We start from the raw sequence: 21,574 nt of genomic DNA, 5'->3' as shown, positions 1-21,574 counted from the left end.
GCGGGTCGATCCGATCCGCCCCCGCCTCACACGCTCGAACGAAGAGAGGGACGTAATGGACGTGTTGCACGATCGGGTGGCAGCAGTACTGGCGGGAGCCGCCGTGGGCGATGCGCTCGGCGGTGCGACGGAGGGCTGGACCCCTGAGCAGATCGAGGAGCGCCACGGCGGACGTGTCGAGGGGATCGTCGGTCCCTTCCTGCCCGACTGGCGCACGGCTCGCCCCATCGCGCCGTACCACAAGGGCGACGGTCACGTCACAGACGACACCCTCATGACCCACGCGCTCATCGAGGTGTACGCCAAGCAGCGCCGGCACCTCGACGCCTACGACGTCGCGAGCGATCTCGTGCCCCTCATGATGGGCGAGCGCCGGTGGATCCCCGAGCTCGAAGACGAAGCGCTCATCCTGCAGCGCGTCTTCCTCGCCGAGAAGTGGCTCGTCATGAAGCTGCACTACGGCCACGCCGACCCCCGTGAGGCGGGCGTCGGAAACGTCGTCAACTGCGGCGCGACGATGTACATGGCGCCCGTCGGCCTCGTGCACATCGGCGACCCGCGCGGCGCCTACGCCGAAGCAATCGACATCGCCGGCGCCCACCAGTGGTCGTACGGTCGCGAGGCCGCCGGCGTGTTCGCCGCCGCGGTCGCGGCATCCGCCACTCCCGGAGCGACGGTCGACGACGTTCGACGGGCGGTGCTGGATGTCGCGCACGACGGCACCGCCGCCGCCATCCGCGCCGTGTTCGAGGCCGTCGATGCCTTCCGTGCCGCTGGCGGGTCGGACGATCCGCGTGAGCTCGGTCGCGTCGTCCGCGACGCGGTGCGGCCCTTCGACACCGTGGGCGAGGCCTACCGGTCGCCTGCCATGGACGCGCGTCTTCCCTCGCGGACGAAGGCCATCGAAGAGCTTCCCGTCGCGCTCGGCTTCGTCGTCGCTCACGACGGCGACCTGCGTGCTGCCGTCCTGGACGCGGTGAACTACGGCCGCGACGCCGACTCGATCGCCACGATGGCGGGCGCGATCTGCGGTGGCCTCCGCGGCAGCGCCGCCGTTCCCGAGGAGTGGCTCCACGAGGTCGTGACCGCGAGCCGCCTCGACCTCGATGGCGTCGTCACGACGATGGTCGAGGTCGTGCGCGACGTCGCCCGAGCCGATGCCGAGCGCGCCGCCGCCCGCGCGGAATCGCTGTCGTCGCTGCTGTCGGTGGGGGCCGGGGCGTGAGACTGACCTGGGCTCAGCCCGAAGACCTCGTCCCCGCCGAGCTCGTCGCCCTGCGCGAGCAGGGGGCGCCCGACGACGAACTGTCGGCGATCGAACGGGTGTGGACGCAGGCAGGCGGAGCGACGGTCCTCGCGCCTTCCGGGGCCAGCGCGACGCCGGCTTCGCCCGAACTGCGCGCGGAGGCGCGTCGCGTGCTCGATGAGCTGCAGGGGCTGCAGCGCCCGAGCGCGGACGAGCCCGACGAGTGGGATGCGATCGCGGCGCTGCTTCCCGCGCAGCCCGAGCCGAGCGTCGGCGACGCAGCTTTCGACCGCGTGCACGGCGCGTGGCTGGGGCGGTCGGCCGGCTGCCTGCTCGGCAAGCCGGTCGAGAAGATCCCGCGCGAGGGCATCGAGCAGATCGCCCGTGCTACCGGAAACTGGCCGGTCAGCGGCTACTTCACCGCGCGCGGGCTGCCGGCAGACGTCGCCGAGCGCTGGCCCTGGAACCGTCGCTCGGCGCCGACCTCGCTCGTCGAGAACATCGCCGGGATGCCCGAGGACGACGACCTGAACTTCCCTATCCTCGCCCTCGACCTGCTCGAGCAGCACGGCTCCGCGCTGACGACCGACCACGTCGCCGAGGCGTGGCTCTCCGCCCTCCCGGCGGGGCGCGTCTTCACGGCGGAACGCGCCGCGTACCGCAACATCCTCGACGCACGCCCGGTGCCCGAGACCGCGACGCACCGCAATCCGTTCCGCGAGTGGATCGGCGCCCTCATCCGTGCCGACGTGCACGGGTGGGCGAACCCCGGCGATGTCCGGGCCGCGGCGCACTCGGCGTGGATCGACGCGCGGCTCAGCCACACCCGCAACGGCCTGTACGGCGCCATGTGGGCGGCCGCCCTCTGCGCGGCATCCCTCGTCGCCGACTCGATGGATGCCGTGCTGGATGCCGCCGACACCGTCGTGCCGCCCGTATCCCGCCTGGCCGCGGCCGTGCGGTTCGGCCGTGAGACCGGTCGGGCGCTTGCCGCGGGCGAGCTCACGACGGCGGGTGCGCTCGACGCCCTGCACGCTGAGTTCGCCGGGATGCACTGGGTGCACACGCTGAACAACGCCGCGCTCACCGCGTGCGCGCTGCAGGCCCACGGTCGCGACTTCGGCGCCGCCGTCGCGCTCGCCGTCGCCGGTGGCTGGGACACCGACTCGGTCGGTGCCACGGTCGGCTCGGTGGTCGGCGGCCTCGTCGGTGCCGACGGCATCGGGTCCGCGTGGACCGCGCCCCTGAACGACCGCATCGCGACCTCGATGCCCGGCGGTCCGCAGCGGTCGATCCGCGAGCTCGCCGAGCGGACGGTCGCCCTCGCGGAGGGAAGCTCGTGAGCGTCGTCGTCGTCGGCAGCATCAACCAGGACGTCGTCGCCCGGGTCGCCCGCATCCCCGCTCCCGGCGAGACGCTGCTCGCGTCGTCGCTCGTCCGCACCGGCGGGGGGAAGGGGGCCAATCAGGCCGTTGCCGCCCGGCGTGCCGGGGGAGCGGAGGTCGCCTTCGTGGGCGCGGTGGGAACGGATGCCGCGGGCGCGGCGTTGCGCGCGGCGCTCGAGGCCGACGGCATCGACGTCTCGGGTGTGGTGCAGGTCGACGAGGTGACCGGAACAGCGCTCATCTCGGTCGACGCGTCGGGTGAGAACGCGATCGTCGTCGCCGCCGGGGCCAATGCCGCGCGCGACTCCCTCACCGACGCGCAGCGGGCGGTGGTCGCATCGGCGTCGGTTCTGCTCACTCAGCTCGAGATCCCCGTGGCCCTGGTGCGGGACGCCGCCGCGGCCCGGGGTGAGGGCGCGTGGCACGTGCTGAACGCGGCGCCGTCCGCACCCTTCGCCTCCGCCCGCGACGCGCTGCTCGCGGCGACCGACGTGCTGATCGTGAACGAGCACGAGGCACTCGAAGCGGCGGGCGTCGAAGCCCTCGACGAGGCCGTCGCCGAGCTCGCCCGTACGGTGCGCGGACTCGTCGTCACACTCGGTTCTCGCGGATGCCTGGTCGTCTGCGGTGACGAGCGCACCGAGGTGCCCGCCCATGTCGTGACGCCGGTCGACACGACGGGCGCCGGCGATACCTTCTGCGGTGTGCTGGCCGCGGCGCTCGCCGCCTCCGGACGCCGCCCCGACGCCGTCGGTCTCGATCTGCTCGCGGATGCCGCGCGCGCCGGTGCTGCGGCATCCGCTCTTGCCGTCACGCGCCCCGGTGCGCAGGACGCGGTGCCCACGAGCGATGAGGTCGCCGCCTTCCGGAAGGAGAACCGACCGTGAGCGGTGGATTCGATCCCCTGGTCCCGCGCGAGATCGATCGCCCGACGCCGGTGCCGCTCGACGCCGACGTGCGCTCGGGCGACGCCGCGACGGTGCTCGATGACGCGAAGATCTTCGTCGCGCCGACGGATCCGGCCGACCTCGGTGCGTGGCGTGCCCAGCTGGCGGCGTGGCGCGAGGGCGCGCGCGAACGGCACGGCGTGCCGACCCGGTACGACCAGCCGGAGTCGGCGTGGGCGAGCCGATGTTTCACCGTCGCCCAGGTCTGGCTCTGGGACGAGCTGTTCTTCGACTTCGACGAGCAGCGCTTCACGCCGGAACGCTTCATCGCCGACGCGCAGCGACGGTTCGGCGGCGTCGACGGGCTCGTGCTGTGGCACGCCTACCCCGTCATCGGCATCGACGACCGCAACCAGTGGGACTTCTACGCGGTTCCGGGGCTCGTCGAAGCCGCCGAAGCGCTGAGTGCCGCCGGTGTCGCCGTGTTCGTCGACTACAACCCGTGGGATGTCGGCACGCGGCGCTCGGGAGACGACGCCGACGAGCTCGCCGCCACGGTGCGGCGCCTCGGTGCAGACGGCGTGTTCCTCGACACGCTGCGGAAGGCCGATCCCGATCTCGTCGCGGCCCTGGATGCCGCGCGCCCGGGCATCGGACTCGAGGGCGAGTCGAAGCTCGCGACCGAGCGCATCGCCGACCATACCCTGTCGTGGGCCCAGTGGTTCGCCGACTCGGAGGTGCCCGGCGTGCTGCGCGCCCGGTGGTTCGAGCGCCGACACATGCAGCACCACATCCGCCGGTGGCACCGCGACCACGCAGAAGAGCTGCGCTCGGCATGGCTCAACGGCGTCGGGGTGATGGTGTGGGAGGTCGTCTTCGGCGTCTGGGTCGGCTGGAACGACCGCGACGCCGCGACCCTGCGGCGGATGCTGCCCGTGCAGCGCGGCATGCACCGCTGGCTGGTCGAGGGGGAGTGGACGCCTCTCGCCGTGCACGACGCACCGGTCTTCGGGTCGGCGTTCGAACTCGACGGCGTGACCCTGCTGTGCCTCGTCAACACGTCGGGGTCCGATGTCGAGTTCGAGCTCGAGTCCGGCGGTCGGTACGTTCCGCTGCATGAGCCCGGCGATGAGGTGTCGTCGGTGACGGTGCCGGCCGGTGGGGTCGCCGCCGTCGTGCGGCTCACCGCGGATGCCGCGGGTACCCCTGTGCCGCCGGTCGTCGCCGAGGTGAAAGCCGCGCTGCGCGATGAGCCGCCGGTGGCGGACGTGTCGTTCCCGCACCGCCGAGCGCGGCGCCTCACCGCTCCGGCATGGACCGGGCCCGTGCGAGACGCTGCGGCGGATGAGGAGGAACCGACCGTCGCGGTGCCGCCCGGCACACATGCGCTGACCGTGCGCTTCCGCGCCCGCGAGACCGGGATGTACGAGGGCGCACCCTACGTCGACGAGTGGAAGCCGCTGCCGCCTCGCCTGCACGACCAGCGCACACTCGAACGCGTCGTCGAGGTGCGGCATCCGGTGCGCGTCGGCGCGGCCGAGGTGACCGAGGCCGAGTACGCGCGGTTCCTCGATGCGATCGGTGAAGACGCGGATGCCCGTGACCCCGAGCGCCCGGCGACCGATGTGACCTTCGCGCGGGCTCGGGAGTACGCCGCGTGGGTGGGCGGGCGGCTCCCCACCGAGGACGAGTGGCAGCTCGCGGCATCCCTTCCGTCGTTCCGTCGACGCGCGCCGGAGGTGTGGAACTGGACGGAGTCGGAGCACTCCGACGGCCGCACCCGGTTCGTGATGCTGAAGGGCGGCAGCGCCCACCGCAGCGAAGGCTCGGACTGGTACGTCGACGGCGGTGTGCAGGCGCCCGAGTTCGCGCTCAAGCTGCTGCTACCCGGCCTCGGCCAGGACGCGTCGCCGTCGATCGGATTCCGCGTCTGCTGGGAGGAGCGGCCGTGACCCCGCTCGACGGACTGCGCGTCATCGACGCCTCGACGCTGTTCGCCGGTCCCATGGCCGCGATGCACCTCGGCGACATGGGGGCCGAGGTCGTCAAGGTCGAGCACCCGACCCGGCCCGACCCCGCGCGCGGCCACGGTCCGAGCAAGGACGGGCAGAACCTGTGGTGGAAGACGCTCGGCCGAAACAAGCGGACCGTGGCGATCGACTTGCACACCGCCGACGGGCGCGAGGCGTTCCTGCGCCTCGCCCGCACCGCCGATGTCGTCGTCGAGAACTTCCGCCCCGGAACCCTCGAGCGCTGGGGACTCGGGTACGACGAGCTGTCTGCGGAGAACCCCGGTCTCGTTCTCGCCCGCGTGACCGGATTCGGTCAGATCGGTCCGTACCGCAGTCGCCCCGGCTTCGGCACGCTCGCCGAGGCGATGAGCGGTTTCGCTGCCGCGACGGGCGAGCCCGACGGTCCGCCGACCCTTCCCCCGTTCGGCCTCGCCGACGGCATCGCCTCGCTCGCCACCGCCTACGCGATCATGACTGCGCTGCATGCCCGCGAGCGGGACGGGCGCGGGCAGGTGGTTGATGTGGCGATCATCGAGCCGATCCTCGCGATGCTCGGCCCGCAGATCACGCGCTGGGATCAGCTCGCGACCGTGCAGCCCCGCACCGGCAATCGGTCGGCGAACAACGCGCCGCGCAACACCTATCGCACGGCCGACGGTTCGTGGGTCGCCGTGTCGACGAGCGCTCAGTCGATCGCCGAGCGGGTGATGGCCCTCGTCGGCCGCCCCGACCTCGCGGCCGAGCCGTGGTTCGCGAGCGGATCGAGCCGGGCGCAGCACGCCGATGAGCTCGACGAGGCCGTCGGCAGCTGGATCGCGCAGCGCACGCGCGATGAGGTGATCGAGGCGTTCGAAGCCGCGCAGGCCGCGGTCGCCCCGGTGTACGACCCCTCTGACATCGTCGCGGACCCGCAGTTCCAGGCGCTGGGCACGGTCCACCGCATCCACGACCCCGATCTCGGCGAGATGGCGATGCAGGGACCGCTGTTCCGGATGTCGCGCGACGAGTCGACGATCGCCTTCACCGGGCGGGCTCACGGCGCCGACACCGCAGAGGTGCTGGCCTCTCTCGGTTACGCCGACGACGACATCGCGCGCATGCGTGCGGAGGGATCGATCGCATGACCCGCCCGATCCTGGTCGCGCTGTACGCGCCCGCCGACCGCCCCGAGCGCTTCGAGAAGGCGCTGGATGCGGGAGCGGATGCCGTCATCGTCGACCTCGAGGACGCCGTGGCACTCTCGCGCAAGGCGCAGGCGCGGGCGGCGCTCGCCGAGTTCGCCGCGGTTCGGGCGTCGCGAGGGGCTGCCGCACCGGCGGTGCAGGTCCGGGTGAACGCGCGCGGGGCGGACGCGCACGACGAGGATGTCGCCGCTGTCGCGGATCTGCCCGCGGCCTTCGGCATCCGGCTGCCCAAGACCCAGTCGGCGGATGACGTCGCGGCGGTCCGCGCCGCCGCGCCCGGGCGCGAGGTGCATGCCCTGCTCGAGTCGGCGCTGGCGATCGAGCGCGCGTTCGAGATCGCGCAGGCCGGGGTCGCGTCGATCGCGGTGGGCGAGGCCGACCTGCGCGCGGAGATCGGCGTGCCCGCGGGGCGTGCCGGGGAACCCGGGCTCGCATGGTCGCGCGCGCGGCTCGTGAACGCGGCGGCTGCGGCCGGGCTGCCCCTTCCGCTCATGGCGGTCTGGGCCGATGTCGCCGACCTCGAGGGCCTGGAGCAGAGCTGCCGGGCCGGGCGCGCGCTCGGCTACGCAGGCCGCACCGCCATTCATCCGCGGCAGATCGAGGTGATCCGGCGGGCCTTCACCCCCGGCCCGGAAGAGGTCGAGCGAGCGCAGCGCATCGTCGAGCGGGTGCGCACCGCGGCGGCGGACGGGACGGGCGCGTTCGTGCTCGATGACGGCACCTTCATCGACATCGCGATGGTCAAGGCCGCCGAGCGCATCCTCGCCGCCGCGCCCTGACCCCCGGCATTCGCGGGGCCCGCTGCATCCGTCGCATGCGAGGTCCTGGTTGGGCCGGTTATCGAGCCGGGATTCCCGGCCGAAGTGGGACCTCGGTGGGGGATCAGCGGGTGATGAGGCGGTACGGCACCTGGTGGTGCACGCCGGTCTGCCTCGTCGCGTCGCTCAGGATGTCGAGGATCGACGCCGCCGCCTTCTCGACACCGTGGTCGACGGTCGAGAACGCGGGGATGTGGAAGCGTCCCTCTTCCATGTCGTCGAAGCCCATGACCTGCACGCGGTCCGGCACGGAGATGCCGTGCGTGCCGAGGGTGTACAGCGCGCCGAGGGCGAGGCTGTCGCTGAAGCAGAACAGGGCATCGAAGTCGGTTCCGCTCGCGATGAGACGCGCGACGGCGGTCGATCCTTCGGCGCGGTTGAACTGGTCGACCGAGGCGTAGAGCGCGGGGTCGTCGGCGATGCCCGCTGCGGTGAGCGCTCGCCGGTACCCCTCGAACCGCAGCCGCGAGGTGGCGGTAGGCCCGGATTCCTGAACCCCCACCGCAGCGATGCGCCGCCGACCCTGCTGGATGAGATGCGTGGTGGCGGCCGCAGCCGCTGAGATGTTGTCGATCCCGACGTGGTGCACGGACGGAGTGAGGAGCTCTTCGGCCTGCTCGCCGATCAGCACGAGCGGGGGGCCGTTCGGCCGGTCCCGTACGTCGTCGAGAGTAAGGGCGAGCGGGCTCATCACGATCCCGTCGAGCGCGGGGAAGCCCTCGCCGGCCATCATCGCCAGTTCCGCGGGACGGGCGCCGCCCGTCTGCGCAATGAGAACGGTCAGCGCGCGGGTCTGCGCGCTGGTGACGAACTGCGAGGCGAATTCGGCGAAGTAGGGCTCGCGCAGGTCGGGGAGCACGAGCGCGATCAGTCCGCTGCGACCGTTGCGCAGCTGTCGCGCGGCGAGATTGGGCCGGTACCCCAGCTCATCGATCGCCTCGAGGATGCGTCGCCGCATCTCGTCTCCGACCCATCCCGTCCCGTTCACGACGTTGGAGACGGATTTCGCGCTCACGCCGACGCGGGCGGCGACGTCGGCGAGTGTGACGCGGGTCATGGGTCTCCTGTCGAGCGGGTCTCGGGTTCGATGTTGACTCTAGTTCAGCGTGGAACTATCGTGTAGTTCAACGTGGAACGGAAAGCGGTTTCCGTGTTCGCCTGCGGGCGGGACAGACGACGAGGTCGGCATCGAAGCCGACAGAGGGAGCCATTGCAGTGGAGCAGGATGCCGGTCGAGAGCCCGACGCGATGCGTGCGAGCGCGCTGGAACCGGCGCGGCCGCGCCCGCAGCTCGTGCGGGACTCGTTCCTTCTCCTCGACGGCGAATGGGGGTTCGCCTACGACGACGACGATCGCGGTGTCGCCGCACGGTGGTTCGACGGTCGCGAGCTGGGCGGCAGCATCCTCGTGCCGTTCCCGCCGGAGTCGCCGGCCTCGGGCATCGGCGAGACGGGGTTCCACCCGATCGTCTGGTACCGCCGGACGCTGACCGACGCAGATCTCGCCGCCGCCGGACATGGGGCGGAGAAGCGCGCGATCGTGCGCTTCGGTGCCGTCGACTACCGGGCCACCGTCTGGGTGGACGGGCAGATGGTCGGCAGCCACGAGGGCGGCCACACCCCCTTCGCCGTCGACATCACCGACGCGCTCGACGGTGAAGCTCGCGAGCATGTCATCGTCGTGCGCGCCGAGGACGACCCGCACGACCTCGCGCAGCCTCGGGGGAAGCAGGACTGGGAGGAACAGCCTCACTCGATCTGGTACCACCGCACGACGGGGATCTGGCAGTCGGTGTGGCTCGAGTCCATCGCGCCGCAGCACATCACCGCGCTCAACTGGACCAGCGACCTCGCCGACGGCACGGTGACCCTCGAGCTCCGACTGAGCCGGCCCGGCCGCGCACGCGCGAGCATCCGGATCGCGCACGAGGGGCGGGAGCTCGCCGCTGCGACGATGCGCACGAGCGGCACGCGAGCGACGTTGACGATCGCCCTGGACGGACAGCGAAACGGTCAGAACTACGAACGTCTGCTCTGGAGCCCCGACCGGCCCACGCTGCTCGACGCCTGGATCGAACTGACGGATGACGATGGCCGAACGGATGCCGTTGCGAGCTACCTCGGTCTGCGCAGCGTCTCATGGAGCGACGGCGCGCTGCTGCTCAACGACCGGCCGGTGACGCTGCGGTCGGTTCTCAGCCAGGGGTACTGGCCCGAGTCCCACCTCGCGGCCCCCTCGCCCGACGCGCTGCGACGCGAGGCCGAATTGATCGCCGAACTCGGCTTCAACTCGGTGCGCGTGCACCAGAAAGTCGAGGACGACCGGTTCCTGTATTGGGCGGATCGGCTCGGGCTCCTGGTGTGGGGCGAGATGGCCGCGACGTACACCTTCGACGAGCGAGCCGTGCAGCGCACGGCCGCGGAGTGGACCGAAGCCGTGCTTCGCGACCGGGCGCATCCCAGCATCATCACGTGGGTGCCGCTCAACGAGAGCTGGGGCGTGCAGCACATCGCCTCGCGCTCGGATCAGCGGGCCTTCGCGGAAGCGCTGTTCCACCTGACCAAAGCCCTCGACCCCACCCGGCCGGTCATCTCCAACGACGGATGGGAGCTCGGCACCTCCGACCTGTGGACCCTGCACGACTACGAGGCCGACGGCGATGTCCTCGCCCGGCGCTACGACGTCGACGCGGTCGAGCTGCGCACGCTCGTCTCCGGAATCGGCCCCGCCGGTCGCCGCGTGCGTCTGCCCGGAACGGCGGACGACGGACAGCCGGTCATGCTCACCGAGTTCGGCGGCGTGAAGTGGGCGGCCGATGCGAGCCCCGACGACTCCTGGGGCTACTCCGAGGCGCGCGGCGCCGAGGAGTACGGCCGGATGGTCGCGGCGATCCTCCGGGCCGTGCAGTCGGGCACGAGAGGCTTCCGCGGGCGACCCGACGGGCTCGCCGGCTGGTGCTGGACGCAGCTCACCGACACCATGCAGGAGCGGAACGGCCTGCTCACCGAAGGCCGGGAACCCAAGCTGCCCATCGAGACCATCCGGTCTCTCGTCCGAGGAACCGGCACCGACTGAACCTCCGCCGGTTCTCGGCCGGCCACCGCCACCGCCATCGACACCGACACCCCGGGCTCATGCCCGCTCAATGAGGAGAAACCATGATGAAGAGACTGCCCGCATCGCTCGCCCTCGTCGGAGCCGCAGCACTTCTGCTCGCGGGTTGCGGCGCTGGAGGAGGATCCGATGCCGCTCCCGAGGAGATCACGTTCGACGAGGACACATCGGCCAAGATCAGCTTCTCGTGGTGGGGAAACGAAGACCGCGCCGCTCGCTTCGAAGAGGTCGTGGCGCTCTTCAATCAGCAGTACCCGAACGTCGAGGTGGTGCGGAATTTCAACGCCTGGGGCGACTACTGGACCGCCCGCAACACCGAAGCGGCGGGGAAGTCGCTTCCCGACGTGGTGATGATGGATGCCGGCTACCTCGGCGAATACGCCAGCAAGGGTCTGCTCGCCGATCTCTCGCCCTACCGCGACTCACTGCTGCCGCTCGACGGCGTCGACGACCAGGTGCTCGGATCTGGAACGGTCGATGACGAGCTCGTTGGCGTTCCGCTGGGCACGAACGCCTGGTCGATGATGTACAACAAGGACATCCTCGACTCGTTCGGTATCGACTATCCGACCGACGACATGACCTGGGACGAGTTCAACGACTTCGTCCTCGAGGTCAACGCGGCCGGGGCGTCATCCGAACCCCGGATCTACGGGGCGGAGGACTACACGGGCGGCCTTCCGAACTTCATCTACCACCTCATGCAGGACGGCAGTCCGGTCTTCGAGGAGAACGGTGCGCCCGCGTTCGACGAGAACGATGTGATCGAGTACCTCGACGGTGCCGCCGATCTCCGCGAGGACGGCGACTTCTACCCTGTCGAGCGCAGCGTCGCCCTTTCGCCCAGCGGGGGCTTCCTCGCCGGTGAGACGGCGATCTGGTTCAACTTCTCGACGACGGTGCTGCAGGGCATGACGGATGCCGGCACCGAGAACATCGGCATGGTGCAGCCGCCGCTCGAGAAGGGCCAGGACGAGCACGTGCTCGCACCCAAGCCGAGCATGCTCCTGAGCGTGGCGAAGAACTCCGACCAGCAGCAGGCCGCTGCCGCCTTCGTGAACTTCCTCACCACCTCGCCCGAGGTCGCGAAGATCTTCGGCACCTCGCTCGGCACCCCGCCCACGGAGGCCGGACGCGAAGCGATCGATCAGACCGCAGCCGACACCGTCAACCTCGACTACCTCGCGTCCATCGACGATGAGCTGACCGCGAGCTACCCGATCCTGCCCGCGGGCTACGGCACCATCGAGGCCAAATGGGGCGAGCTGCACGAGCAGCTGCGGTACGGCGATCTGACGACGAAGCAGTTCGCTCAGGAGTTGTTCTCCGAGATCTCCCTGGTGCTGGGCTCCTGATCGCTCCGCACGACCCTGCCGCACGGCCGAGCCGCCGGACCGCAGGAGAAAGGAACATCCCATGACTGCTCCTGCAGCCGTCGTCCCGGTTCGTGCGCGCTCGACCGTGCGGGCCCGGCGCGAGACGCGTGCCGGCTACCTCTTCCTGAGCCCGTGGCTCATCGGGTTCTTCGCCCTGACCGCAGGTCCGATGGTCGCTTCGCTGGTGCTGTCGTTCACCGACTACAACCTGTTCAACGATCCCGAGTTCATCGGCGTGGACAACTACACGCGCATGTTCGCCGACCCCAACTTCCTGCAGGCGGTCAAAGTCACCGGCATCTATGTCCTGGTCGGAACGCCGTTGAAGCTCGCTGCGGCGCTCGGGGTCGCGCTGCTGCTGAACGCGCCACGGCGGGGCCAAGGGTTCTACCGGTCCGCGTTCTACCTGCCCTCGTTGATCGGCGGCAGCGTCTCGATCGCGATCGTGTGGAAGGCGATGTTCATCGACGACGGCATCGTCGCGCAGATCGGCTCGTTCTTCGGGGGGCCGCCGGCCTCGGAGGGCGGATGGGTGGGAGACCCGGCGCGCACGCTGCCGCTGCTCATCCTGTTGACCGTGTGGCAGTTCGGAGCACCGATGGTGATCTTCCTCGCGGGACTGAAGCAGGTGCCGCCGGAGCTGTACGAGGCGGCATCCGTCGACGGCGCGGGTCCGGTGCGACGGTTCCTCTCGATCACGATCCCGATGCTGTCGCCGGTGCTGTTCTTCAACCTGCTGCTCGAGACGATCCACGCCTTTCAGGTGTTCAACTCGGCCTACATCATCTCCAACGGCAGCGGCGGACCCGCAGGTTCGACGCTTTTCTACACGCTCTACCTCTATCTGCGCGGATTCCGTGACTTCCAGATGGGTTACGCCTCGGCGATGGCCTGGGTGCTGGTGGTCGCCGTCGGCTTGGTCACGCTCATGCTGTTCCGCACATCGCGGGCGTGGGTTCACTATGCGGGGGACGAACGATGACCAACACGATCACTCAGACGGAGCTCATCACGACCGACCCGTCGTCGCGGCGACGCGGTCGCGGCGACGCGGGAGGGCGGCGTTGGGGCACGCGGGGGAGCGCGGTGGTCTTCCACCTGCTCGCGATCGCCGTGCTCGTCGTCATCCTCTACCCGGCGGCGTGGATGGTGATGTCGTCGTTCAAGCCGGGCAACGAGATCATCGGCTCGGTGAGTCTCGTGCCGGAGACCTTCTCGCTCGACAACTACGCCACGGCGTTCGCCGGGATCGGGGGAGTCTCGTTCTGGACGTTCGTCGTGAACTCGCTCATCCTCGCGGTCGCCTCGGTCGTCGGGGTGGTGCTCTCCTGTTCAGTCACGGCGTACGCGTTCGCCCGCATCCGTTTCCGCGGCAGCAAGGTGTTCTTCCTGTGCATGATCCCGACGATGCTCCTGCCGTTCCACGTCGTGATCATTCCGCAGTACATCGTGTTCAACCAGCTCGACATGATCAACACCTACTGGCCGCTGCTGCTGGGGAAGTTCCTCGCGGCCGACGCCTTCTTCGTGTTCCTCATGATCCAGTTCATCCGCGGTCTGCCCCGCGATCTGGACGAGGCCGCGCGCATTGACGGCGCCGGCCATGCGCGCACCTTCACCGCCGTCATCCTGCCCCTCATGCGACCCGCGCTCGTCACGAGCTCGATCTTCGCGTTCATCTGGTCGTGGAACGACTTCTTCGGGCCGCTGCTGTACCTGAAGGATCCGGGCATGTACACGATGCCGCTGGCTCTGCGCCTCTACGTCGACCAGACGTCGACCAGCGACTACGGCGCGCAGATGGCCATGGCGATCCTCGCCCTGGTGCCGGTGGTCCTCTTCTTCCTCGCCTTCCAGCGATACCTGGTGGCGGGCGTCGCGACGGAGGGGCTCAAGGGATGACCTCGGCGCGCAAGGCGGACGGATCGCCCGAGAGCCGCGCGGTCTTCGGCGGCTCGGGCGTCGCCGGGTTCGGCGAGATGTTCGTGGTCGGCATCGGGGTCGCTCTGCTTTCGCTGCCGCTCGTGACACTCGCCCCGGCGTTCGGTGCGGGGGTGCGGCACTTCCGCGCGCACCTCGACGACGAGCCCGACTCGATCGGTCTTCTCGCCACCCGGGGGCTCCAGGCGGTGCGTTCGGGCTGGTGGTTCGGCACGGCCAGCGTCGTGGTCATCGCGCTCCTCGTCCTGAACGCGATCGGGGCGGCCCAGGGGGTGCTTCCCGGCGGGGCGGTCTTCGCGATCATCAGCGGCGGCCTGGCGGTGGTCGTGGCCGTCGCGATGCTGCGGACCGCGGCGCTCTGGACGCCGGGCGCACGGTGGATCGACCTCTGGCGAGAGGGACGCGCGGTCGTGATCGACGACCCGATCGGAACGTCGCTGGTGCTGGTCGGGCTCGGGGTGAGCGCGACCGTCGTGTGGATGCTGCCGCCGCTCATCGTGATCGCGCCCGGGCTCGTCGTCGTGTCGCTCGTCGCTGCCGAACGCCGCCGCGCTGCGACATCATCGAGGAGGGCCGCGTAGGCGCGGCCCCGATCGGAGGAGAGCACGATGCAGTGGGATCTCGACGGCAAGGTCGTCGTCGTCACCGGAGCGGGCCGCGGCATCGGCCGCGCCATCGCCGAGACGTTCATGCGCGAGCGCGCCATCGTCGTCGCGACGGACATCGCCGAAGATGCGGTGGCTTGGGCCGACGACGCACGCCGCGATGCGGAACTCGATGGCGTCTCACTGGCGTGCGACGTGCGTTCGTCCGCTTCGGTGCAGCAGGCCGTGGATGCCGCGCTGAGCCGGTTCGGACGCATCGACGTGCTGGTCAACAACGCCGGCATCCTGGGCGACGGTCTCATCGAGGACGCCGATGCCGAGACCTGGAATCGCGTCTTCGACGTCAACGTCACCGGCACCTTCCGCACCTGCCAGGCGGTCATCCCCGCGATGAAGCGGCAGGGTGGAGGCCGCATCGTCAACGCGGCCTCGTTCGCGGCCATCATCCCCAGCGTCGGCGGGGCGGCCTATGCGGCATCCAAGGCCGCTGTCGTCCAGTTCACCAGAACACTCGCGGGAGAACTGGGTCCCTGGGGGATCACCGCGAACGCGTACGCTCCGGGGATGATCCCCACCGACATGAACGGCTTCGCCGACAAGCCGCACGATGAGCAGCGTCGCCTGCTCGACACGCTCACGCTACGGCGGTGGGGTGACCCGCGCGAAGTGGCGGACGCTGTCTGCTTCCTCGCGAGCGATGCCTCGCGCTACGTCACGGGCACCCTGCTCGATGTGAGCGGCGGCAAGTTCGCGACCCAGTTCCCGCAGCGGGCGTACGAGATGGCCGGCCGAGAATGACCGCGGCCGAGGCACGCGTCACGTGGATCACCGGCGCCGGCAGCGGAATGGGCCGGGCTGCCGCGCTGGCCCTGGCCCCCGACCGGCGTCTCGCGCTCAGCGGACGGCGTCAGGACGTGCTCGCGCAGACGGCGCGCGATGTGGCGGACGCGGGCGGAGAGGCCCTCGTGCTGCCGTTCGACGCCACTGACGCGGGGGCGGTGACGGAGGCTCGAGATGACCTTCTCGGCCGGTGGGGACGCATCGACGAGCTCGTCCTTGCCGCGGGCCTGAACTCGCCACGGCGGACGTGGGCGACGCAGTCGGTCGACGAGGTCGACCAGGTCATCGGTACGAACCTCCACGGGGTCATCCACGTGCTCGACGCAGCTTTGCCGGCGCTCCGTGCCTCCGGCTCGGCCTGTGTGGTCGTGGTGTCGTCGATCGCGGCCTGGCGCTTCTCGCCCCTCGCCGGTGTCGCGTACAGCGCCAGCAAGCGCGCGCTCGCGGCTGTCTGCGAGACCCTGAACGCGCAGGAGTCCGCCGCCGGCATCCGGGTGTGCCACCTGTGCCCGGGCGACGTCGACACGGAGTTCCTGAGCCTGCGTCCTGAGGTGCCCGACGACGAAGCCCGCAAGCGGATGCTGACTCCCGCCGACATCGGCCGCACGGTGCGCTTCGTGGTCGATGCGCCCCCGCACGTGCGCATCGACGAGCTGGTGATCAGTCCGGTCGCGCGCGGTTGAGGGTGCGCGGCTGAGCCGAGGTCCCAGTTCGGCCGGGTATCCAGGGCGGATTCCCGGCTGAAGTGGGACTTCGAGCGACTCGAGGCGCGAGACTGGGCCCATGTACTCGGAGGTGCGGTTGTCGGGCGCGGCGGCGCTGTGGTGTTCGGACCATAGCGCCGGGCATGCCGTCATCCCCGCGGACGGATGCGTCGACCTCATCCTCCGCGACGGCCGGGTCGACGTCGCGGGACCCTCGACACGCTGGCTCGAGACCGCGCCCGACGGCGCGGATGGGTCGACCGGTCTGCGGCTCGCGCCCGGCCGTGCCGCACACGTACTGCGAATCGACCTCGCCACGATCGCAGATCAGCTCGTTCCGCTCGACGATCTCGCCGCGGCCGGGCACGCACGCCGTCTGCGCGAGACGATGCTGCGAGTGGCGAGCCGGTCGGGGCGTCATGAGGCCGTATCGCGGATCGCCGCGCTCGGCGACGAGAGCGCACCCTGGATCGACGGCGCTCGCCGCTTCGCCTTCTATGCCGGCCCGGCCCGGGATGCCGCCGCGTCGCTCGGGATGTCGGAACGCACGTTCCGCCGGCGGATGCTTGCGACTTTCGGCTACGGCTACGCCACCCTGGTGCGCCTCGAGCGGGCCCGCCGCGCACAACGGATGCTGCGGTCCGGCTCTTCGATCGTGGATGCTGCAGCCGCGGCCGGCTTCGCCGACCAGCCGCACCTCTCACGCGAGTTCCAGCGCCTGGTCGGTCGCAGCCCCGCTCAGTTCGCGCTCAGCGCGGCGTAGAGGTCGACGGAGTTTCCGTCGGGATCGAGCAGGGTCGCGTAGCGCTGGCCCCAGACGGCATCCCACGGCGCCACGTGCCCAGCGAATCCAGAGGTGATCATCGTCGCGTACGCTGCGTCGACCTCGGCTGGCGTGCCCTTATCGAAGGCGAGCGCGATGCGGTGACCGCCCGACGCGGGCGTGTAGGCCGGATCGAACGAGCGGATCGTGTCGATGGTGTCCCACGCCAGCGCCGTTCCGTCGTCGAGCGTGGCGTCGACGTGAGGGCGGTCGTCCTGGCCCGCATCGATGTGAACGCCGAGGGCTCGATAGAAGGCCAGGGACGCCGCCATGTCCTTGGTCACGATTCCGATGAATCCGAGTGCGAGTGTCATGGGCCTCACCGTAGGGCCGGCCGGGCAGCCTCGTCGTGAACAAAACGGCCACCCTGTGCTCAGCCTGTTCGCGTCACGCCGGCCGGTCAGCGCATGGCGGCGAAGAGTCCGCCGATGAAGGCGATGACCGGACCGATGGCGCCGACCGTGACGATCAGCAGGACTACGACCACCGCCATCCACGGGACGCTCTTCTTCAAGCGCTGGCCGGGCGCGGCGACACCGGGCGGCGGGCGCAGCAGTCCCGGCGGCGGCGTGACGGGCAGCGCGGATGCGGCGCCGGCGGCCGCACCCGGTCCCGCCGTAGCCGGCCCCGCGGGACTCGGTTGCGCCGGTACGGCCGGCACCGCCCCCACACCGGACGCCGCGGGCGGCGCGAGCCGGTCGTCGCGCCAGCGCTCCCATTGCGCGAACTTGTCGATCATGGCGCCGACCGCACCGAACAGCCACGACCAGGTCGCGGGATCGAGCGTCGAGAAGTCGCGCTTTCCGTAGAAGAAGAGCCAGTCGTCGACGATCTCGACATCCAGTGCTGCGGCGTTGTCGACGAAGCGCGCCATGATGTCGGGCGTGAAGAGGTACAGCGCGTCGCGCTCGTATCCGCGCGGGCAGTAGAGGCGGAAGTACCGGTCGAAGTCGCCCTCGAGGGTCAGGTGCTGGTCGCGGTCGAACGCGACGGGGAGGTTCGAGCCGAACAGTCCGTTGTTGCCGAGGGCGTCGAGCACGATGTGCGGCAGGGGCGTCGACAGGTGCACCGCGACGTAGCCCCACGTGTGCGTCTGCTGGTTCTTGCCCGACCCGGTCGTGTAACGGTAGTTCGCGAACTCGACGAAGCGCGGCTGGTCGCCGCGGACGAGATTGGATGCCATCCGCCCCGACCCCTGCGAGAAGATCATCCCCGGCAGCGGGGGCTGGGGTCGCTGCGGCTCGAAGCTCATGCCGTTGGCCCGCGCGAACCGGTCGAGCCGGTACCAGACCGCGGCTTGCGCAGCGCGCTGCCGGCGGACGAAGAAAGGGATGAGCGCCGCGAGGGCGATGATGATGACGAGGGGGATGACGGGCGCCAGCGAGACCACCGCACCGAAACCCGACTGCGTCCCGACGGCGAACACCAGGCCGCCGATGATGGCGGACAGGACGCCGCCGAACACGAGCACCACGAAGACGATGACGACGATGGCGATGATCACACCGGCGGTGCCCGACCCGCCGGGGAGCCGGCCGCTGTCGGCGAGCTGCTTGCGGAACGCGCGCGCCGTCGCGGGCGACACCGGCTCGAGCAGGGGTCGGGGGTCGAACGGAACGCTCATCGATTGACCTCGTCTGCTCCCCACGACAGGGATGCGTCGGCCGGAAGGGGCAGGGCTTCGAGCTCCGGGGACCGGCAGATCGCGTTCACGAGCTCCCGCGAGCCCCCGACGATCGTCGAGTCGAAGTCGACTTCCGAGACCATGACCCAGGCGCGGTCCGCGGGCCAGAGCAGGCTCGGGCTCTGCGACGTCGGCACGGCTCCTATCGCCTCGGCGGCGAGGTCGCGCCACGGCATCCGCAGCTCCCAGTCGTCGTCGGCGAACTCGTCGACAGCGCCGCGGAACAGGACGAAAGCCCGCTCCGGCAGCCTCAGCCGTGGTCCTTCCGAGATCTCGCGCGACAGGATGCCCTCCTGCCACGTGGGCTTGCGGAAGACGCTGTTGAAGCGGTCGCCGATCGACGACCCGAGCATGCGGTTGTGGCGGGCGAGGGTCGCGTCGTCGGGGTCGCCGGGCTGGAAGACCGTGCGCGACGGCGCGCGTCCGAGGTGCCCGAGCAGGCCGCCCCGGCCTTCCCAGAGGCCCGCGGTCACGTCATCCGGTGTCGACGTGTGCCTGATCAGCTCACGCGCGAGAACCGCCATGCGGTGCGGGTCGAGCTCGCCTATTCCGGGTGCGGCGAACCAGCGGCCGTCGGGCGCGCTGCGCTGGTTCGAGCCGAACTCGGGCGAGCGCACGATCGAATCCCACTGCGCCAGCGGATGCAGCGTCGTCCCGAAGGCGGCGGCGGTCTCGGCCCACGTGGCGGGATCGGTCACGAGGTCTGCCGTCACCTGCTGCGACTGCTGCCACGGCATCTCGACCCACGCGTCGAACGGGGGGAGGCGTTCGCCGCTCTCGCGTGACTGGACGGATGCCGGATGCAGGATGCGCGCGTACGCCTCGAAGCCCCGCGGCACGACGTCGTGGAACGTCCCCCGCCACGGATCGTCGACGCGTTCGCGCAGCCATTCGCCGGTCGAGACGTCCGCGGTCCACTCCATGCGCCCACGCTACCGGTGACCGGTCGGCGGGATCACGCGCGATCAGGTAAGCTGTTGTGGTTGTCCGACCTCGGTCGGGCACGTGCTACACACCCTCCTGCTTCCGGGAAACGCCCGGGAGCCGTTCTAGTCCGAAGGAGGTGGGTCAGTGACGCACACGTACCAGTACGAGCTCATGGTGATTCTCCAGCCCGAGATCGATGAGCGTCAGGTTGCTCCCAACCTTGACAAGTTCCTCAAGGTCATCACGAATGACGGCGGAACCATCGAGAACATCGACATCTGGGGCCGTCGCCGCCTGGCGTACGAGATCCAGAAGAAGAACGAGGGCATCTACGCCGTCGTCAACTTCACCGCGACGAGCGAGACCACGCAGGAGCTCGACCGCCAGCTGAAGCTGAGCGAGTCGATCATGCGCACCAAGGTCCTGCGCGCCGAGGAGGCCATCGCACAGGTCGCCGCCGAGAAGGCGCGCTCCGAGGCGAAGGCCGCTCGCAAGGCTGCCGCCCCCGCTAAGGCTGCGAAGGCGTAAGGCTCATGGCCGGCGAGACCGTCATCACCGTCGTGGGCAACCTCACGGCAGACCCCGAGCTGCGTTACACGCAGAACGGCCTGCCGGTGGCGAACTTCACGATCGCCTCGACTCCTCGCACCTTCGACCGTCAGGCGAACGAGTGGAAGGACGGCGAAGCGCTGTTCCTCCGCGCGTCCGTGTGGCGTGACTTCGCCGAGCACGTGGCGGGTTCGCTGACCAAGGGCATGCGGGTCGTCGCGACCGGCCGCCTGCGTCAGCGCTCCTACCAGGACCGTGAGGGCCAGAACCGCACCGCGATCGAGCTGGAGGTCGACGAGATCGGCCCCTCGCTGCGCTACGCGACCGCACAGGTCACGCGCGCCGCATCCGGCTCCGGTGGTGGTGGCGGCGGAAGCTTCGGCGGCGGTCAGCAGTCGCGCCCGCAGCAGCAGGTGCAGGAGGAGCCGTGGGCGACCCCGGGTTCTTCGGCTCCCGACGCGTGGAGCGCACCGGGTACCAGCGGCGCCTCCTACGGCGACGACACCCCGTTCTGAATCGGATTCCGGGTGCTGCGTGCAGCGGCATCCGATCATCACTCTCGTAAGGAAAAACAATGGCTGGAAAGGCAACCGGCGACCGCCGCAAGCCGCGGAAGGGCGCGAAGAACGCGGCCCCCGCGAAGGCGATCCGCGTCGGCGTCATCGACTACAAGGACGTTTCGACGCTCCGCAAGTTCATCTCGGAGCGTGGGAAGATCCGCGCCCGTCGTATCACCGGTGTCTCGGTGCAGGAGCAGCGTCTGATCGCCAAGGCGATCAAGAACGCGCGCGAAATGGCGCTCCTGCCTTACGCCGGCGCTGGCCGGTAAGGAGCACCGACATGGCAAAGCTGATTCTCACGAACGAGGTCGCCGGGCTCGGAAGCGCCGGTGACGTCATCGAGGTCAAGAACGGGTACGCCCGCAACTACCTCATCCCCCAGGGCTTCGCTGTGGCCTGGACCCGCGGTGGCGAGAAGCAGGTGGCGTCGATTCGCGCCGCTCGCGACGCCCGCGCGATCCACGACCACGAAGAGGCCGTGGCTCTCAAGAACAACCTCGAGTCGAACAAGGTCAAGCTGTCGGTCAAGGCCGGCGCCGAAGGCCGTCTGTTCGGTGCGGTCAAGCCCGCCGACGTGGCTGACGCCGTCAAGACCGCTGGTCTGGGCGACCTCGACAAGCGCAAGATCCACATCACCTCGCCGATCAAGGCCGTGGGCGAGCACGAGGCGACCATTCGCCTGCGTGACGACCTCACCGCCGTGATCACCCTGCAGGTGGTCGCCGCCAAGTAATCCCTGGCGCACCGTACGGATGCCGCGGACCTTCGGGTTCGCGGCATCCGTCGTTTTCGGGCGCGTGCCGCGGGCCGGGATGCAAGGTTTCCGGGCCGACACCCCGCGAGCGGATGCCGAGCCCCGGGGTGTCGGTGCAGATCCCTTGCATCCCGGTGCGGTGGCGTGCGCGTCGGCGAGGTGCCC

22 protein-coding genes are annotated in these 21,574 nt (G+C 70.3%); 18 read left to right on the top strand and 4 right to left on the bottom strand.

Features of this window, described 5'->3' with window-relative positions; translation table 11 throughout:
* Positions 1-76: 76 nt before the first annotated feature.
* Genes VC184_RS16185 through VC184_RS16160 form a run of 6 tightly spaced genes read left to right on the top strand, consistent with a single transcriptional unit; the run spans position 77 to position 7,493 of the window.
* Positions 77-1,225, top strand: coding sequence for an ADP-ribosylglycohydrolase family protein (locus tag VC184_RS16185; protein WP_323986916.1), 1,149 nt, complete (start codon positions 77-79; stop codon positions 1,223-1,225).
* Positions 1,222-2,589, top strand: a complete 1,368-nt coding sequence (locus tag VC184_RS16180; RefSeq protein WP_323986915.1) for an ADP-ribosylglycohydrolase family protein — start codon at positions 1,222-1,224, stop codon at positions 2,587-2,589. The genes VC184_RS16185 and VC184_RS16180 overlap by 4 nt, the downstream gene beginning before the upstream one ends.
* A complete protein-coding gene (locus VC184_RS16175; RefSeq protein WP_269268391.1) occupies positions 2,586-3,518 on the top strand; it encodes a ribokinase in 933 nt (310 codons plus the stop codon). The genes VC184_RS16180 and VC184_RS16175 overlap by 4 nt, the downstream gene beginning before the upstream one ends.
* Positions 3,515-5,470 carry an SUMF1/EgtB/PvdO family nonheme iron enzyme gene (locus VC184_RS16170; protein WP_323986913.1) on the top strand — a complete coding sequence of 652 codons (1,956 nt, stop codon included), beginning with the start codon at positions 3,515-3,517 and terminating at the stop codon, positions 5,468-5,470. Before VC184_RS16175 ends, VC184_RS16170 begins: the two co-directional genes overlap by 4 nt.
* The gene (locus tag VC184_RS16165; protein WP_274179142.1) at positions 5,467-6,654 is read left to right on the top strand and encodes a CaiB/BaiF CoA transferase family protein; all 1,188 of its coding nucleotides are present in this window, start codon (positions 5,467-5,469) and stop codon (positions 6,652-6,654) included. The genes VC184_RS16170 and VC184_RS16165 overlap by 4 nt, the downstream gene beginning before the upstream one ends.
* Complete coding sequence (locus VC184_RS16160; protein ID WP_274179143.1) at positions 6,651-7,493, top strand: HpcH/HpaI aldolase/citrate lyase family protein; 843 nt, start codon at positions 6,651-6,653, stop codon at positions 7,491-7,493. The genes VC184_RS16165 and VC184_RS16160 overlap by 4 nt, the downstream gene beginning before the upstream one ends.
* A gap of 103 nt (positions 7,494-7,596) precedes the next feature.
* Here the strand turns inward: VC184_RS16160 and VC184_RS16155 are convergent, their stop codons facing one another.
* On the bottom strand, positions 7,597-8,589 hold the full coding sequence (locus VC184_RS16155) for a LacI family DNA-binding transcriptional regulator (protein ID WP_323986911.1): 993 nt from the start codon (positions 8,587-8,589) through the stop codon (positions 7,597-7,599).
* Between the two features lie 191 nt (positions 8,590-8,780).
* Here VC184_RS16155 and VC184_RS16150 point away from each other — a divergent pair, with 191 nt between their 5' ends.
* From VC184_RS16150 to VC184_RS16115, 8 genes are all read left to right on the top strand, one after another.
* Positions 8,781-10,607 carry a glycoside hydrolase family 2 protein gene (locus VC184_RS16150; RefSeq protein WP_323986909.1) on the top strand — a complete coding sequence of 609 codons (1,827 nt, stop codon included), beginning with the start codon at positions 8,781-8,783 and terminating at the stop codon, positions 10,605-10,607.
* Between the two features lie 83 nt (positions 10,608-10,690).
* On the top strand, positions 10,691-12,001 hold the full coding sequence (locus tag VC184_RS16145) for an ABC transporter substrate-binding protein (RefSeq protein WP_274179146.1): 1,311 nt from the start codon (positions 10,691-10,693) through the stop codon (positions 11,999-12,001).
* A 61-nt stretch (positions 12,002-12,062) separates the two neighbouring features.
* On the top strand, positions 12,063-13,004 hold the full coding sequence (locus VC184_RS16140; RefSeq protein WP_274179147.1) for a carbohydrate ABC transporter permease: 942 nt from the start codon (positions 12,063-12,065) through the stop codon (positions 13,002-13,004).
* Positions 13,001-13,924 (top strand): carbohydrate ABC transporter permease, encoded by a 924-nt coding sequence (locus tag VC184_RS16135; protein WP_323986906.1) that lies wholly within the window; start codon positions 13,001-13,003, stop codon positions 13,922-13,924. Before VC184_RS16140 ends, VC184_RS16135 begins: the two co-directional genes overlap by 4 nt.
* A complete protein-coding gene (locus VC184_RS16130; RefSeq protein ID WP_274179149.1) occupies positions 13,921-14,544 on the top strand; it encodes a hypothetical protein in 624 nt (207 codons plus the stop codon). Before VC184_RS16135 ends, VC184_RS16130 begins: the two co-directional genes overlap by 4 nt.
* A 27-nt stretch (positions 14,545-14,571) precedes the next feature.
* The gene (locus VC184_RS16125) at positions 14,572-15,366 is read left to right on the top strand and encodes an SDR family NAD(P)-dependent oxidoreductase (protein ID WP_323986905.1); all 795 of its coding nucleotides are present in this window, start codon (positions 14,572-14,574) and stop codon (positions 15,364-15,366) included.
* Positions 15,363-16,091 (top strand): SDR family oxidoreductase, encoded by a 729-nt coding sequence (locus VC184_RS16120; RefSeq protein WP_323986903.1) that lies wholly within the window; start codon positions 15,363-15,365, stop codon positions 16,089-16,091. The genes VC184_RS16125 and VC184_RS16120 overlap by 4 nt, the downstream gene beginning before the upstream one ends.
* 100 nt (positions 16,092-16,191) lie before the next feature.
* Positions 16,192-16,875, top strand: coding sequence for a helix-turn-helix transcriptional regulator (locus tag VC184_RS16115; RefSeq protein WP_323986901.1), 684 nt, complete (start codon positions 16,192-16,194; stop codon positions 16,873-16,875).
* On the opposite strand, the gene VC184_RS16110 is transcribed toward VC184_RS16115, so the two are convergent.
* From VC184_RS16110 to VC184_RS16100, 3 genes are all read right to left on the bottom strand, one after another.
* A complete protein-coding gene (locus VC184_RS16110) occupies positions 16,851-17,249 on the bottom strand; it encodes a VOC family protein (protein ID WP_282501723.1) in 399 nt (132 codons plus the stop codon). The genes VC184_RS16115 and VC184_RS16110 overlap by 25 nt on opposite strands.
* Before the next feature lie 86 nt (positions 17,250-17,335).
* Positions 17,336-18,559, bottom strand: coding sequence for a hypothetical protein (locus VC184_RS16105; RefSeq protein WP_323986899.1), 1,224 nt, complete (start codon positions 18,557-18,559; stop codon positions 17,336-17,338).
* The gene (locus VC184_RS16100) at positions 18,556-19,542 is read right to left on the bottom strand and encodes a hypothetical protein (RefSeq protein WP_323986897.1); all 987 of its coding nucleotides are present in this window, start codon (positions 19,540-19,542) and stop codon (positions 18,556-18,558) included. The genes VC184_RS16105 and VC184_RS16100 overlap by 4 nt, the downstream gene beginning before the upstream one ends.
* 175 nt (positions 19,543-19,717) lie before the next feature.
* Between VC184_RS16100 and rpsF the strand changes: the two genes are divergently transcribed.
* The 4 genes from rpsF to rplI are packed head-to-tail and all read left to right on the top strand — an operon-like array spanning position 19,718 to position 21,388.
* Positions 19,718-20,074: a 30S ribosomal protein S6 gene (gene rpsF / locus VC184_RS16095; RefSeq protein ID WP_036305492.1), complete on the top strand. Its 357-nt coding sequence runs from the start codon at positions 19,718-19,720 to the stop codon at positions 20,072-20,074.
* A 5-nt stretch (positions 20,075-20,079) separates the two neighbouring features.
* Positions 20,080-20,610 carry a single-stranded DNA-binding protein gene (locus tag VC184_RS16090; protein WP_023953543.1) on the top strand — a complete coding sequence of 177 codons (531 nt, stop codon included), beginning with the start codon at positions 20,080-20,082 and terminating at the stop codon, positions 20,608-20,610.
* Positions 20,611-20,669: 59 nt separating this feature from the next.
* Positions 20,670-20,924: a 30S ribosomal protein S18 gene (rpsR, locus tag VC184_RS16085; protein ID WP_023953545.1), complete on the top strand. Its 255-nt coding sequence runs from the start codon at positions 20,670-20,672 to the stop codon at positions 20,922-20,924.
* Between the two features lie 11 nt (positions 20,925-20,935).
* Positions 20,936-21,388 (top strand): 50S ribosomal protein L9, encoded by a 453-nt coding sequence (gene rplI, locus VC184_RS16080; RefSeq protein WP_023953547.1) that lies wholly within the window; start codon positions 20,936-20,938, stop codon positions 21,386-21,388.
* Positions 21,389-21,574 lie beyond the last annotated feature (186 nt).

It is taken from the genome of Microbacterium plantarum (genome assembly GCF_035231185.1).
GTDB classification, from domain to species: domain Bacteria; phylum Actinomycetota; class Actinomycetes; order Actinomycetales; family Microbacteriaceae; genus Microbacterium; species Microbacterium plantarum.
The sequence above is the reverse complement of the archived record's forward strand: the minus strand, read 5'-3'. Positions and strand labels throughout refer to the sequence as shown.